At 41.8% G+C, this 14792-nt stretch carries 7 protein-coding genes; all 7 read left to right on the forward strand.

The window, feature by feature from the left end; genetic code table 11:
• The first annotated feature begins 49 nt into the window (after nucleotides 1-49).
• The 7 genes from OSCIL6407_RS0120800 to OSCIL6407_RS0120830 all read left to right on the forward strand — a co-directional run bounded on the left by OSCIL6407_RS0120800 (nucleotide 50) and on the right by OSCIL6407_RS0120830 (nucleotide 14729).
• A complete protein-coding gene (locus OSCIL6407_RS0120800; RefSeq protein ID WP_007357211.1) occupies nucleotides 50-4687 on the forward strand; it encodes a tetratricopeptide repeat protein in 4638 nt (1545 codons plus the stop codon).
• 150 nt (nucleotides 4688-4837) lie between these two features.
• Nucleotides 4838-6457, forward strand: coding sequence for a tetratricopeptide repeat protein (locus tag OSCIL6407_RS0120805; RefSeq protein ID WP_007357212.1), 1620 nt, complete (start codon nucleotides 4838-4840; stop codon nucleotides 6455-6457).
• A 122-nt stretch (nucleotides 6458-6579) separates the two neighbouring features.
• Nucleotides 6580-8325: a class I SAM-dependent methyltransferase gene (locus tag OSCIL6407_RS34650; protein WP_019487626.1), complete on the forward strand. Its 1746-nt coding sequence runs from the start codon at nucleotides 6580-6582 to the stop codon at nucleotides 8323-8325.
• A gap of 183 nt (nucleotides 8326-8508) precedes the next feature.
• On the forward strand, nucleotides 8509-9243 hold the full coding sequence (locus OSCIL6407_RS0120815; RefSeq protein ID WP_007357215.1) for a DUF4214 domain-containing protein: 735 nt from the start codon (nucleotides 8509-8511) through the stop codon (nucleotides 9241-9243).
• A gap of 25 nt (nucleotides 9244-9268) precedes the next feature.
• Nucleotides 9269-11662, forward strand: coding sequence for a glycosyltransferase family 4 protein (locus OSCIL6407_RS0120820; RefSeq protein WP_007357216.1), 2394 nt, complete (start codon nucleotides 9269-9271; stop codon nucleotides 11660-11662).
• Nucleotides 11663-11802: 140 nt separating this feature from the next.
• A complete protein-coding gene (locus OSCIL6407_RS0120825) occupies nucleotides 11803-12774 on the forward strand; it encodes a GDP-mannose 4,6-dehydratase (RefSeq protein WP_007357217.1) in 972 nt (323 codons plus the stop codon).
• A gap of 77 nt (nucleotides 12775-12851) precedes the next feature.
• Complete coding sequence (locus tag OSCIL6407_RS0120830) at nucleotides 12852-14729, forward strand: tetratricopeptide repeat protein (RefSeq protein ID WP_007357218.1); 1878 nt, start codon at nucleotides 12852-12854, stop codon at nucleotides 14727-14729.
• The last annotated feature ends 63 nt before the right edge of the window (nucleotides 14730-14792 follow it).

Below are 14792 nucleotides of genomic sequence, written 5' to 3' on the forward strand. Positions count from 1 at the left end.
ATTGCTAAGTCATAACTAAATTATTGCTGCTTCTGGAGCTTGTGCAAATATGCAATCGACAGTGAATGCCGAATCGAGTGCGGTTCATTTCAACCAACGGGCAGAAATCTATTTATCCCAAGGGAAAGTAGAGGAAGCGATCGCTGCTTGCGAACAAGCCCTGAAGGTAAAACCCGATTTTGCACAGGCTCTAAAAACTTTGGGCAATGCCCTCCAAGCTCAAGGTCGCGTTGAGGAGGCAAGGCACTGGTATGCTAAGGCAATTCAAATTCAGCCAAATTTTGCTGAAGCTTATGCGAACTTGGGCAGTATTTACGCCGCTGAGCAAAAATGGTCGGAGGCCATCACTCATTATCAAAAAGCGATCGCGCTGAAGCCAAATTTCGCGGGAGTATACCGGAATTTGGCTAAAGTATTAGCCCAAATGGGCAAGGATGCCCAAGCTCAAGATTGTTGGTATCAGGCATTCACTCTGGAACCGGAAAAGGCAACGGCAGAGGAACACCTGAATCTGGGTAATAGCCTGTTGCAGCAGCAGAAGCTACAGGAGGCAGTTAATTGTTACAGCCGTGCCATTAAATTAAATCCTAATTTGGCCCAGGCTTACCAAAATTTGGGGGATGCTCTCAAGCAAGCGGGTAATTTGGAGCAAGCCGCCCCCTATTATAGAAAAGCGATTGAATTGAAGGCTACGAATGGTAAAACTGCAAGTCAGGGCGTGGATACTTTGCCTTCGGCAAGGCAGGCTATAGATACTCTACCTTCAGCCAGTCAAGGCGTGGATACTCTGCCTTCGGCAAGTCGGGGTGTAGATACTTTGCCTTCGGCAAGTCAGGGTATGGATACTCTGCCTTCGGCAAGTAGGGCAAATGGTACTGTTAAGCAGCGCCCTGCGGCACCAGCAGTCGGTGTTAGTACAGAAGACCCAGAAGCATACAATATCTTGGCGGAGGGGTATTTAGCCCAAGGGAAATTCCCCCAAGCGATCGCGGCCTGTAGGCGATCGCTACAACTTAAACCGGATGCGGCAATATACAAATTATTGGGGAATGCCTTCCAAGCTATGGGCAAGGTAGAGGATGCAAAAAACTGTTATCTCAAAGCTTTGGAAATTAACCCGAATTTTGCTGAGGCTTACGCTAATTTGGGTAGTCTTTATGGGGGTCAGCAACAATGGCAATCGGCGATCGCAGCTTTTCAAAAGGCGATCGCGATTAAACCAGATTTCGCTGGTGCTTACCGCAATTTTGCTAAACTCTGGGCGCAGGTAGGGAAGCCACAGGAAGCCGCAGAATGTTGGTATCGAGCGTTTAATCTCGATCCGAGTAAGGCAACAGCAGATGAATATATTAATTTAGCTAAAACTTTCTTGGAACAAGGGAAAGTAGAGCAGGGGATTGATTGTTATCGTCGGGGATTGGAGTTAAATCCTAGTTCTTCTTGGGGATACCACGAGTTAGCGGAAATCCTTAAGAATCAAGAGAAGTGGGAAGAATCGGTTGCTTTTTACCGCCGTGCAATTGAGTTAAATCCTGACCATTCTTGGTCGCACAATAATTTAGCTGATGCGCTGATGAAGTTGGAACAGTGGGAGGAGGCTGTTCCTGCTTACTTAAGCGCAATTAAGTTAAATCCCGATCATTCTTGGTCGCATAATAATTTAGGCGATGCGCTGGTGAAGTTGGAAAGATGGGAAGAAGCTGCTGAGGCTTATGCTGGTGCGAATCAAGCAAAAAATGATTTTTTCTGGTCGCAGAACAATTTAGCCGATGCTTTGATGAAACTGGAACGCTGGGAAGAAGCGGCGGCGGCGTACCAGCAGGCAATTGAACTTAATGCTGACCATTTTGGAACGCATAGTAATTTAGCTGAGGCTTTGGTGAAGCTGGAAGATTGGGAGGGGGCGATCGCAGCTTACCGCCGTGCAATTGAACTTAACCCGGATTTCTTCTGGTCGCATAATAACTTAGGAGATGCTCTAATTGAGCTGGAACGTTGGGAGGAATCGGTTCCTGTTTATAGGCGGGCGTTGGAACTTAACCCTGATTTTGCTTGGGCTCATTACAATTTGGGGCAAGCTTTAGAGCATCAGGAAGAGTGGGATGAGGCGATCGCGTCTTACCGCCGTGCTGCGGAGATTCAGCCGGATCTGCCTTGGCTACCTCAAAAATTAGCTGATGCGATTAGACAGAGGGCTCAATGGGATTTAGAGGCGGCGAGTAAGCTTTATCGGGAGGCGATCGAGTACAACCCGGATGATGTGCAACTGTATCATAAGGCCTTGGAGATTGCGCCGAATGATGCCGATCTTTATGTAGGGTTGGCTGATGCTTTGGTGAGACAGGGTTGGTTAGATGGGGCGATCGTTTTTTATCAGATGGCGTTGCAGATTCAGCCTAGCGATCGGATGATTTCGGCGCGGTTGGAAGAGGTGTTAAAAAAAAAAGGGGTGACAAAAACAGTGCATGGGGGTGATGGCTTAACGATCGCACCTTCCAGCAAAGCTATTGATAATATTGGCATTGGCGCAGATACGGAGTACCACAAATTAGGCGAGACTTTTCAAGCAAAAGGGAAAGTCAAGGAAGCGATTGCAGCCTACACCAAAGCGCTCGAAGTTAACCCAAACTACTTCGGGACTCACCACAACTTAGGGGATCTCCACAGAGCGGAAGGTAAACTGGAACAAGCTATCAATTCTTACCGTAAAGCGATTGAACTCAATCCCCAATTTGTGTGGTCTTACCATAACTTAGGAGACGTATTTCAACAAGAAGATCGCCTAGATGAAGCTGTTATCGCTTACCGCCAAGCGATCGAGGTAGATTCTACTTTTGGTTGGTCTTACTACAATTTAGCGAAAACTCTAGCTAAACAAGAGCGGCTTTCTGAAGCTTTGGAAGCCTACGAAACGGCGAGCAAACTCGACCCAAAACTTTTTGGTTTGGATTATCAAAATCTCCGAGATGCACTATTTCTCGGTCAAGACTCAGCTTACACAAGGTGGCGTGCTAAGAACAGCCCTAGAGAAGCAGATTTGCGAAAGATGGCTGAGACGGTAGAAATCTTTAGCTACAAGCCACTGATTAGTATTATCATGCCTGTGTATAATACGCCTGAAAATTATCTGAGGGAAGCCATAGACTCGGTTTTGCATCAAATCTATCCTTGCTGGGAATTGTGTATTGCTGACGACGCATCAACGGCTACTCATGTGAAGCAAATATTGTCAGAATATACAGCTAAAGATAGTAGAATTAAAGTAGTTTATAGAACTAAAAACGGTCATATTTCTCTCAGTTCTAACTCGGCTTTGGAGTTGGCTACAGGAGAATTTATATCGCTACTAGACCACGACGATACTCTGACACCTGAAGCTTTGTATGAAGTAGTGTTGCTATTGAACCGCCATCCTGAAGCGGACATGATTTATTCAGATGAAGATAAGATTTATCAAGATCGGGAATTAATAAATCCGTTTTTTAAGCCAGAATGGAGTCCTGATTCATTTTTATCTCGGATGTATACCTGTCATTTGGGAACTTACAGACGATCGTTAATCAACAAAATTGGTGGTTTTAGAGTAGGTTTTGAGGGAGGTCAAGATTACGATTTAGTTTTGAGGTTTACGGAAAAAACTGACAAAATCTTTCACATTCCTAAAGTTCTCTACCACTGGAGAATGCACGCTGGTTCTGCTGCTGGGGGCACTGATGCAAAACCCTATGCCTACGAAGCATCTCAAAAAGCTTTGCAAGAGGCTATTGACAGAAGGGGTGAACCGGGACAAGTGGAAAGTGTTCCTGACTTTTTGGGACATTTTATTGTCCGCTACAAAATTACTGATTACAAGCGGGTGAGTATCATCATTCCCACCAAGGATTTAGGCGATGTGTTGGATAACTGCTTGGAGTCTATCTTTACTAAAAGCGTTTACCCAAATTACGAAGTTATCGTTATAGATAACGGTAGTAAAGAGAAGCATGCGGCGGAAATTCTAGCGAAATGGAAAGCTAAGGAATCAAAAAGATTTAAGAGTTATCTCTTAGATATTCCCTTCAATTTCTCTAAGATTAACAACTACGCTGCTAGTAAAGCTGAGGGAGATTACTTGCTGTTTTTGAATAATGATACAGAAGTAATTACTCCCGATTGGATTGAGGGAATGGTTGAACAAGCTCAGAGAAGTTCAATTGGAGCGGTAGGCAATTTGTTAATATATTCTGATGATAAAATTCAACACGCTGGAGTTGTAATGGGTTTAGGGGGGGGAGTTGCAGGTCACAGCTATTATCATATGCCTAGATCGATTCCAGGATATTTTGGGAATGCGATAGGTCTCAACAATGTTTCAGCGGTAACGGCTGCGTGTTTAATGTGTCGCCGGGAAGTATTTGAAAGTGTGGGGGGATTTGATGAAGAGCTAACTGTAGCCTACAATGATGTGGATCTGTGTTTGAAGATGTTAGAAAAGGGCTATCGGAATATTTACTTGCCTCATGTAGTTCTTTACCATCACGAATCTAAGAGTCGGGGTTACGAGGATAGTCCAGAGAAGAAAGCGCGCTTGGATCGAGAATCAAAGATTATAGCAAGTCGTTGGCAAAAGTATATTGACAATGACCCTTATTACAGCCCTCATTTGACAAGGGTCTGTCAAGACTCTGGGATTCGGCTTGAGGCATAAATCAGCCCAAAATCTGCTCGCATTTGGATTGAGTATTTGAATATGAGCAGGCTGTCTGAGCAGAATTTGTTTGTGTTTTTCCCTCTCTCTGCTACAATTGTTGCACCGGAATTTAAAGTTTCAAGTCTAAGAAATATTGGATAAAAAGATATGAATGACTTATTAAAAAAAAATCAAGACAATGTTTCTACTTATTTTAACCAAGGCAACTTATTTAAACAGTCGGGCAAGTGGGAGGAAGCGGCGGCGGCTTATCGCCGATGTCTTGAGTTAAATCCTGATTTCTCTTGGTATCACCATAATTTAGGGGAGGTTTTGGCTCAACAGGGGAAGTTGGAAGAGGCTGGAGACTGTTACCAGCGGGCTTGTGAACTCAACCCGAACTCGGCTTGGTCTTGGCATGGTTTAGGAGAAATGCTGGAACGCCAGGGCAATTGGGATGGGGCGGTTGCAGCTTATAGGCGGGCTGTGGAGATATATCCAGATTTTTATGAGTTTCATAATAGTTTGGGGAAGGCTTTGTGCTTCCAAGGTCAATTGGAGGAAGCGCTAGGGTGTTTGCGTCAGGCGATTGAACTCGATGCTGAGTCGGCTTTGCCTTATGAAAATTTGTGGGAGGTTTTGGCGAGGCTGGGACAGGTGGATGAGGGGATTGAGTGTTTGCGTCAGGCGATCGCGCTCAATCCAGGTTCTTGGGAATTGTACATGAAGTTGGCAGAGGCGCTGCAAGGAAAAAATGAGTTACAAGAGGCTCTTGCTGGTTACGGAAAGGCGATTCAGCTTAATCCTGATTTTTATTGGCTTCGTTATAAGTTAGGAACGGCTTTGGCGGCTACAGGTCAATGGGAGGAAGCGATCGCATCTTATAAGCAGGCGGCTGAGTTGGAACCAGGGGCGGCGATCGTTCATCACTATTTGGGGCATACTTTAGCGATCGTGCAGCGGTGGGAGGAGGCGATTGTTTCTTACAAAAAAACCCTGGAACTCAGTCCCGAATCTGCTGTCGTATATCAGCACTTAGGTGATGCTTTGGCGAGACTACAAAGATGGAGTGAAGCTGTAGCCTCTTACCGCAAGTCTGTTAAACTTGAACCTAACTCTCTTGAGGGTCAAGACCATTTAGGGTTTGCCCTGACTCAGCTTCAGCAGTGGGATGAAGCAATCGGTTGTTACCGAAAAGCTCTGGAACTTAGTCCCAACTCGGATGTGGTGTACTGCCATTTAGGGGATGCTTTGAGACAAAGGGGCACTGAGCAAGATTTAGACGAAGCGGCTTCCTGTTATCACAAGGCGATTGAACTTACTCCCAATAATTTAGAGATTTGTCAAAAAGTATTGGAAATGAAGCCAATTGACCATGAAGCCCAATTCCAGCTAGGGCAGGCTCTAGCTGCACAGGGTCAGTGGCAGCAGGCGATCGAGGCTTATGTCCTATATATAGATATCAAGCCTGATAACTATGAGGTACATCATCTATTAGGGGAGGCTTTAGCTGCACGGGGTCAGTGGCAGCAGGCGATCGAGGCTTACCGTCGCGCTGTGGATTTAGACCCAAATTCCAGTCAGTCTTATCACAACATGGGAGAAGCTCTTATGGCAATAGACGAAATGGATAAGGCGATCGAGGCTTACCGTCAATCGGCAGAGTTAGATCCAGACAACCCTTTGATATACAATAATTTAGGTGATGCTCTAGCTAAACAAGGTAAAGTAGATGAAGCGAGTGCTGCCTACCGCCGATCTGTTGAGCTTGAAACTAAAGTTTTCTGAGTTTCAAAAATTTAGTCTCTGTTAGTTAGAGCGAATACCTCTTAATAACTCTTGGCAGAAGGCGAGTACTTTGTGCTTTTTAATTACAAAAATATTTGTTTTTTTGAGTCGGAGACAAAAATATGCCTAACGATATGACTGCGGGAGCTATTCAATCTCGCATTCTTCAATACGCTTCGCTGAGATACGAGTTGAAAACAACAAATCATCAACAGCCTAATAAATTAATGGCTCTGAGTGTCATTGCTCCCGATCTAATAAAAGGAGCAATGAAAATATCAATTAAGGAGATATACGGACGTAATAACTTATTTCCTCCTGTAGCAGATGACAATTTTTTTGAAGTTGAAACCTATTTTTTAGATGAAGTGTTTAGAGTAGCTCCGAGAGTAAATGTAATTAACCTAGATGTTAGAGGCGCTGCACCTTTAATTTTAAAAGGAATGCAGAATCTATTAACACAAAATTCTCAAGTTACTATTTATATGGTTTTTAACTCTTCTCATTTTGACGACAATGGAGTTCACCCCCAAGATTTTATATATAATTTTTTACAAAGAGGTTTCTCTTTGGTAAAAATGAACATGAATGGTGATTTTTCTGCAATTTCTATAAGTGAATTGCTCAATGGTAGTTCAATCAACTTAGTTTTTAGTAAAATTGTTCAATCATGTTCAAAAAATCGGGATAAATTGGCTATAACTCAACCAAAAGTTTTTACGAATTATTCTTCAATACCTAATGATGACAAGTTAATTGGTGTACAAAGAAACTCGGATTATAGAGACAAAACTCCTAAAATAATCAATGGTAATGAATTCGTTGCTGAATCCAATATCACCCCAACTCTGGATGAGAAGTTGATTGATAAAGATCGATACACATTAGCTCTAAGATTATCAGGAATCCTAGATCCCAAAGCTTTATCGCCAATTGAAAAAAACAAGTTAAATTTTAAAGAACATGAGTTGAGAAATCCGGAAAATAGCGAGACGCTAGAAAACAAAAAACAGTATTTATATCAACCAGGGGTTGTCGAGAAAAGTTTTAGTGAAAGCCTGGAAGATATCAAACAGCTTGGATATAAAGTAGTTGCTACAGCTATAGACAACGCTTCCCCTGAAATTGTAGCCAAGATACTTAAAATGGCAACTGTTTTGGGGATTGAATTTCAAGATTTTGCCATTAATATCGAGGAATATAATAAATATTTTGAAAAAGCTGAATATAGGACAAGATATCCTAATTATTATTCAGGAAATCTGCGAGAAAAATCCCTGGAACACTATTTGTGTATTTCGTTTCTAAACTTAAAAGCAAAAGATATCTTTGTGGATTTAGCTAGTGAAAATTCTCCTATTCCAGAAATTTATCATAGATTGACAGGAGCTAATACATTTAGTCAAGATATTATGTATTCACCAGGTATCAAGGATAATCAAATTGGTGGAGACGCTTGTTCGATGCCTGTACCGGATGGATTTGCATCAAAGGCTGCTTTGACTTGCTCTATTGAACATTTTGAGGGTGGCGCAGATACGAGGTTATTTATTGAATTGTCAAGAGTCATCAAACCAGGAGGCATTGTTTTTGTATGTCCATTTTATATATTTACAGAGACCGCGACGCAAACCGATCCTAAAGTCAGTTTAGCATCCCAGGTCAATTTTGATGAAGGGACAACGATATATTGTGCTGAAGGATGGGGAAACAGACACGCTAGATTTTATAGCCCGCAATCGTTTAAAGAGAGGATCATGAATCCAGTAAAAGATAAATTTAAGTTTGACTTCTATTACTTGATTAACGCACCAGAAGTAGATCCCTCTGTGTATCTACGCTTTGCTTTTACAGCCACACGCTTATAACCCAATAGTTTGGATACTTTGGAAAAAAATGGCTGAAAAATTTGATTTTTACTGAGTCGTGAGTTGCCTTAAACCCCTATTATGCCATTGGCAATCACAACCATCCGAAGTATTGATCGCTAGAAGATCGTTAATATTTACTGAGAAAATTAAGGCGCTAAACGGTAGGAGTATTGGAAAACTATGGACGAGAATTTAATTGAGACAAGAAAGCTTAGCGACGATTTTTTTTTGCAAGAAACTAACAACCTTAGTGATGAAGCTTTTTTGCAAGCAGCTTACCACACTTACTTGAAACGCGAAGCAGATGAGTTTGGCAAACATTCATATCTTCAGTATCTAGGTAATGATAGGAGCAAACGCCAGCAAGTCCTCAACGCATTTCAGGAATCACAAGAATTTAAGTTATTGAATAAATTTGATTACTCTAAATATCCTCAGCGTTTAAATCTCGGCTGTGGATTTGATATCAAATGTGGTTATTTAAATGTGGATCTTCACGAATATCACAAACCCGATTTAGTAGCAGATATCCGGTATCTACATATGCTACCATCAGGTTTCTATGAAGAAATAATTGCTCAAGATTGCTTAGAACATTTGCCACGCTGTGAAACTGAATTAGCACTAAAAGAATGGTCTAGGTTGTTAAAATGTGGAGGTATATTGAAGCTTAGAACTACAAGCTTAATCGATTTGCTTGAGCTTTTCAAAGCGGAAAACTATCAAACAGTTGAACTCCAACAGAAATTGCTTCAATGCTTATTTGGAACTCAGGCTTATGAAGGAGATTGGCATTTTACTGCCTTTACACAAAAGTTATTGACCTATTATTTAGAAGCAGCTAGTTTTGCCAAAATGGAATTTAATCTGATAGATGGCTGGTTATTTGACGTTACTGCTGAAAAATTCGGTTGAAGTACATACACATCGGTCAACAATTATGAAGATTGCTATCCTTGCTCCTAGTGCTGTTCCGTTTAGGATTGGCGGTGCCGAAAATCTCTGGTGGGGCCTGTTGCACCACATCAACCAACACACTCCCCATCAGGCTGATTTAATTAAAATGCCAAGTCCCGAAAGTGATTTCTGGGAATTGATAGAGAACTACTGGCAATTTTCACAGTTAGATCTAGGTCATTTTGATTTAGTTATTTCTGGCAAATACCCATCTTGGATGGTTCAACACCCTAACCATGTCTGCTATATGCTTCACAAGTTGCGCGGCTTGTACGACACATATCCTGCAACCTGGCCAGAAACTTACACAACAGACAATAGGGAAATTTCTTCCTTGCAGAAATTTATGCAGCAAAATAAAGGTACTAGGGCTGCACTTAGTGAGTTTTATCAAAAAATTAATCAGATTCGTTCTTATCAAGAGCATTTGCCAGCCGATGCTTTCCAGTTTCCAGGCCCTCTAATCCGTGAGATAGTTCATTTCTTAGATAGTATTGGCTTAGCACCGAGTGTTATCAAGAAATATGCTGCGATTGCTCACAACGTTGCTAACCGTAAAGATTATTTTCCTATAGGCTGTCCCGCAGAAGCTATTTATCCGCCTCCTATCCTGAGAAATCTACGGACAGGCAAAAGTGATTATCTCTTTACAGCGAGTCGGCTGGAGTACGGCAGCAAACGAATTGGTATATTAATAGAAGCAATGAAATATGTCAAAACTGATATTCAATTTAAAATTGCAGGTGTTGGCGACGAATTGAATGATCTGAGGCAACTTGCTGGCAACGATCCTAGAATTACGTTTCTAGGTTTTGTGAATGATCGCGAACTTGAAGATTTATATGCAGATGCTTTTGCAATTTTGTACATTCCCTATGATGAAGATTACGGATTAATTACTGTCGAAGCAATGATGAGTGGAAAGCCCGTTATTACGGCCATAGATTCAGGGGGAACGAATGAGTTTGTTCGCAATGGAGAAACTGGATACTCAGTGCCACCTAGCCCGCAAGCCATTGCTGAACGCATTGACTATTTGTGCCAAAATCGTGAGGAAGCACAACGAATGGGGGTGGCCGGGAAACAATTGGTGCAAAACATTACATGGGAAAACGGACTAGCAAAATTGTTAAGTGAAACCCCACCACCGTCTTTAGCATTAACAGTTAGAAAACGCCCTAAAATTACAGTGGCTTTGACTTATCCCATTTTTCCGCCTAGTGGAGGTGGTCAAAGTCGAGTTTTTCATTTATACCGACACTTAGCTAAGAAATTTGATGTTGAGTTAGTCACCTTTACAGATAACGGACAACCATTTAATGCAGAAATTGCACCTGGGGTTTTGGAAACAAGAATCCCCATGTCACCACAGCATTTAGAAGCAGAGACAGCTATCCGTTCAAAGACAGGAATACTACAAATTACAGATGTTGTGATGCCTCAATTATATCACTTGACACCTGCATACTTGGAAGCTTTGAGGAAGGCTGCAAGTGATTCAAACTTTATGGTTGCTTGCAATTCATATCTTTTACCTGCTATTCAAGAAGTTAGCAATCAACCTATTTGGTATGAAGCTCATGATGTACAAGTGGAAGTTAAGAAAAACATTTTTTCTCCTTATCCTAAAGGATATGAACTTTTAGAAGCCACTCGCCAGGTGGAAAATGAGTGTTGCCAACTCAGCCAGTTGATTTTAGTTTGCTGCCAGAATGATGCCTTACGAATGCAAGAGATGTACGGCGTAGATTCTAATAAATTTGTTGAGGTTCCTAATGGAGGCGATCTTGAGTCAGTTAGTTATATTTCTTTGGAGAAACGGATTCTCAAGAAGAAACAATTAGGCTTGTACGGAAGCTTTACTGCACTATTTATTGGCAGTTGGCATCAACCTAATGTGGAAGCAGTCCGTTATATCTTGAGCATCGCTAGTCACCTTCCTCAAGTGAATTTCCTGATTTTAGGAAATATTTGTTGGGCTTTTCCCGCAGAACAACTTCCATTAAATGTTAGCTTTATGGGATTAGTCAATGATGCAATTAAAGATGTTGTTCTGGGAGTTGCCGATGTTGCATTGAATCCAATGATTTCTGGTTCTGGGACTAATTTAAAAATGCTAGATTACTTGGCCGCAGGTATTCCAGTGATCTCTACACCTTTTGGAGCTAGGGGATTGAATTTAGAACACGGTCAACATTGCTTTCTTGCTGAAATAGACCAATTTATTGATGCAATTAGGTATCTTGCAGAGGAAGATAGCAATCTCAGAATTATGCGGATTGAGAATGCTAGACAATATGTGGAACAAAAATATGACTGGGCGGTGATTGCTAATAATTTTCTCGCTTACCTAAAACATCTGCAATTATGTGATTAAATTTTGAAACCTGTAGGCGGTTAAAACCGCGACTCAACTGAGCAATCGCCCAGCGTCTTGCATCGCGGCTGGTGAGCTACGCCAAACTATCACACTCAGGGCATTAGCTATTGAGTTTCCCACTTAACCGAGGATTTTTTATGACAAAAAAGGCTTTAATCACAGGTGTAACTGGGCAAGATGGCTCTTACCTCGCTGAACTCCTTTTAGCAAAAGGGTATCAAGTATTTGGGCTAGTTCGACGATCTAGTTCCAGCAATTTGGAACGTATTAGCCATCTCACTGGTGATATCCACATTCTTTCTGGCGATCTTTTAGATCAGTGTTCTCTTATGGATACGATCGCGGAAGCTCAACCCGATGAAATATATAATCTAGCTTCCCAAAGTTATGTACCGCTATCTTGGACTCAACCAGCCCTCACTGCCGAATATACTGCTATTGGCGTTTCCCGCCTCTTAGAGTCCATCCGCCGCTGCAAACCCGATGCTAAATTCTACCAAGCTTCTAGCAGCGAAGTCTTTGGTCAACCCGATGAATCGCCACAAACGGAACGCACTGCCTTTCGTCCCCGCAACCCTTATGGTGTGGCTAAGGCTTACGCCCACTGGATGACTGTTAACTATCGGCGACAGTACAACCTCTACACCTGCTGTGGCATTACCTACACCCATGAATCAGCCCGCAGGGGAACAGAATTTGTTTTCCGTAAAGTCACCCGCACTGTGGCAATGATCAAGCTCGGGCTTGCTAAGGAACTAAAACTAGGCAACCTTGAAGCGCGTCGCGACTGGTGCTATGCTCAAGATGCTGTCACTGCGATGTGGCTGATGCTCCAGCAAGAGTCCCTTGATGATTATATTATTGCCAGCGGGGAAACTCACTCAGTCAAGGAGTTAGTAGAGTGCGCCTTCAACACAGTTGGGTTAAAGTGGGAAGATTACGTCTCCGTTGAGCCTGAATTTTATCGCCCCGACGAATCCGTGCAGCTAGTCGGCTGTATTGATAAAATAAAAACGCAGCTTGGCTGGCAGCCTCAATATTCTTTTGAGCAATTAGTTGAAGTTATGGTAAACTACGATCTGAAAGAATTAACCGAAAGCAAATCTTAAGGTAATTTTAATTTTGATTGGGAGTTGCTAAGCCTCTTCATTAGTGTTTGCCAGCGCTATCCTGCCCAAATAAAAATATGAGCATAAGCTATTTTGAGACAGCCAATAAACTTAAACGGGAAGGGAAATTACAGGAAGCCATTCCTGCTTATCAGCGTGCTATTGAACAGAATCCCAATTTCTACGTTGTCCACCACAATTTGGGGGAAGTTTTGGCAAAACTCAATCGTACTGATGAAGCACTCGCTTTGTACCAACGAACCATAGAGCTCAATCCGAATGCAGCTTGGTCTTATCATAATTTGGGGGAAGTTTTGGCAAAACTCAATCGTATTGATGAGGCTATTATTGCTTATCGGCAAGCAGTTGAAATTAACCCAGAATCTTTCTTGTCTTATTATCAGTTAGGAAAAGCTTGTTATCGACTGGCAACAGAGATTAACTTAGAAATTTTCCAATTTTCTCTCCAGCTAGAGGACGTTCTATCTAAAACAAGTCAAGAAAATGGTTCTTCAGCTTCTCTGAACTCCGATTACTTCAACGATATAACCTTTTTGCAATCGACTTCTCCTCTCAATAATGAAGCTTTTGTGGAAGAAGTTTATCGTACCTATCTGAAACGTTCTCCAGATGTAAACGGCAAAAGTTCTTTCCTTCAGAACTTGGGCAATGGCACGCTAACTCGCCAGCAAATTCTTGCTACAATTAGGCAATCAGGAGAATTTACGGCATTGTTAAGACTCTCAGGCTGTTTGATGGCAGCGATTTCTGCTTATTGGAAAGCAATTGAGTTAAATCCCGATTCTTATGATTCTTACCACAGCTTAGGGGAAGCTTTAGTAAAACTGAATCATTTAGATGAAGCGGTTTCGGTTTACCGACATGCCATTAACCTCAACCCAAATTTTTATAAATCCTATAGCCAATTGGGGGGGGTTTTAGCCAAGCGAGGTCAGCTAGAAGAGGCTTTGGTTTGCCAGCAAAAGGCTATTGAACTTCAGCCCGTACTTGTGGGTGACGAGGCTTATTTTAACTTAGGAAATATCCAGATACAACTCGGTCTGCTAGAAGAGGGGATTGTTAGCTACCAAAAGGCTATTGAGATTAATCCTGATTGTGCGGAAGCATACTACAATCTTGGCAACGTCCTTTTGGTGCAGGGTAAGCGGGAACAGGCCATTCGCAGCTATTACCAATCTAATAAAATTCATCACCGGAAAGCGAATCCCCATGCGACAATTCCTGGGATATTGTTAGTGACCTTTCCCGAATTTGGAGGAACTGAAATTGTGAACGCTCTAGCCACTAGCTTATCTATCCCTTTTATTCCGATATCGGGAAGTTATCCTTTTGATAACATTATCGAACGTGAAAGTATAAGCCGTTTGGCTTCTGGAATGAGTTGGTCAATGGGGTATATCTCAGCTAGTTTAATCAACTTTGATTTGATCGGTGAGTATTTGGATAAGATGATTTTTCATATCTGTGACCCTCGCCAAGCAATGCTGTTGTTTGTAAATTATCTCAACAAGATTTTACAAACAGAGCCAAAGCAGCTAATAATGTATCATTCAATTCTATGTGATAATTATTTCACTTTGTCAATCACAGACCAAATTAGTTGGCACATAGAAAGTGGGTATTTACCCCAAGCAATAAAGTTTCTGAAAGGGTGGTTGGAAGTTATTGAATCTCATAATCTTCATCCTCAAATATTGAGTACGAAACAGGAAAATTTTGCTGCCAATCCAGAGGCTTTTCTTGAGTCAGTTTTGAATTTTTACGAAATAAAGGATAGAGATTCTGCCCTTTCCAAGCTACAATTAAATCAAGATAGTTATATGGAAAAGGAAAAGATAGACGACTGGTGGCAAGTGTTGACTCAAGAACAGGCAGAAAAAGCTTCTAGTATTATTCCCAAGCAAATGTTTAGTAAATTTGGTTGGAACCGATAAGCTAACCCAAACCTCTTTCAACTTGGAACTCAATCAAAATAGAGTATATTTACGAGAAGTAAG

The sequence above is a fragment of the Kamptonema formosum PCC 6407 genome, assembly GCF_000332155.1.
Taxonomy (GTDB): domain Bacteria; phylum Cyanobacteriota; class Cyanobacteriia; order Cyanobacteriales; family Microcoleaceae; genus Kamptonema; species Kamptonema formosum.

What these genes read in the sequence shown, in the direction of transcription:
- OSCIL6407_RS0120800 (WP_007357211.1), top strand. Translation starts at nt 50, where the DNA reads ATGCAATCGACAGTGAATGCCGAATCGAGTGCGGTTCATTTCAACCAA.
- OSCIL6407_RS0120805 (WP_007357212.1), top strand. Translation starts at nt 4,838, where the DNA reads ATGAATGACTTATTAAAAAAAAATCAAGACAATGTTTCTACTTATTTT.
- OSCIL6407_RS34650 (WP_019487626.1), top strand. Translation starts at nt 6,580, where the DNA reads ATGCCTAACGATATGACTGCGGGAGCTATTCAATCTCGCATTCTTCAA.
- OSCIL6407_RS0120815 (WP_007357215.1), top strand. Translation starts at nt 8,509, where the DNA reads ATGGACGAGAATTTAATTGAGACAAGAAAGCTTAGCGACGATTTTTTT.
- OSCIL6407_RS0120820 (WP_007357216.1), top strand. Translation starts at nt 9,269, where the DNA reads ATGAAGATTGCTATCCTTGCTCCTAGTGCTGTTCCGTTTAGGATTGGC.
- OSCIL6407_RS0120825 (WP_007357217.1), top strand. Translation starts at nt 11,803, where the DNA reads ATGACAAAAAAGGCTTTAATCACAGGTGTAACTGGGCAAGATGGCTCT.
- OSCIL6407_RS0120830 (WP_007357218.1), top strand. Translation starts at nt 12,852, where the DNA reads ATGAGCATAAGCTATTTTGAGACAGCCAATAAACTTAAACGGGAAGGG.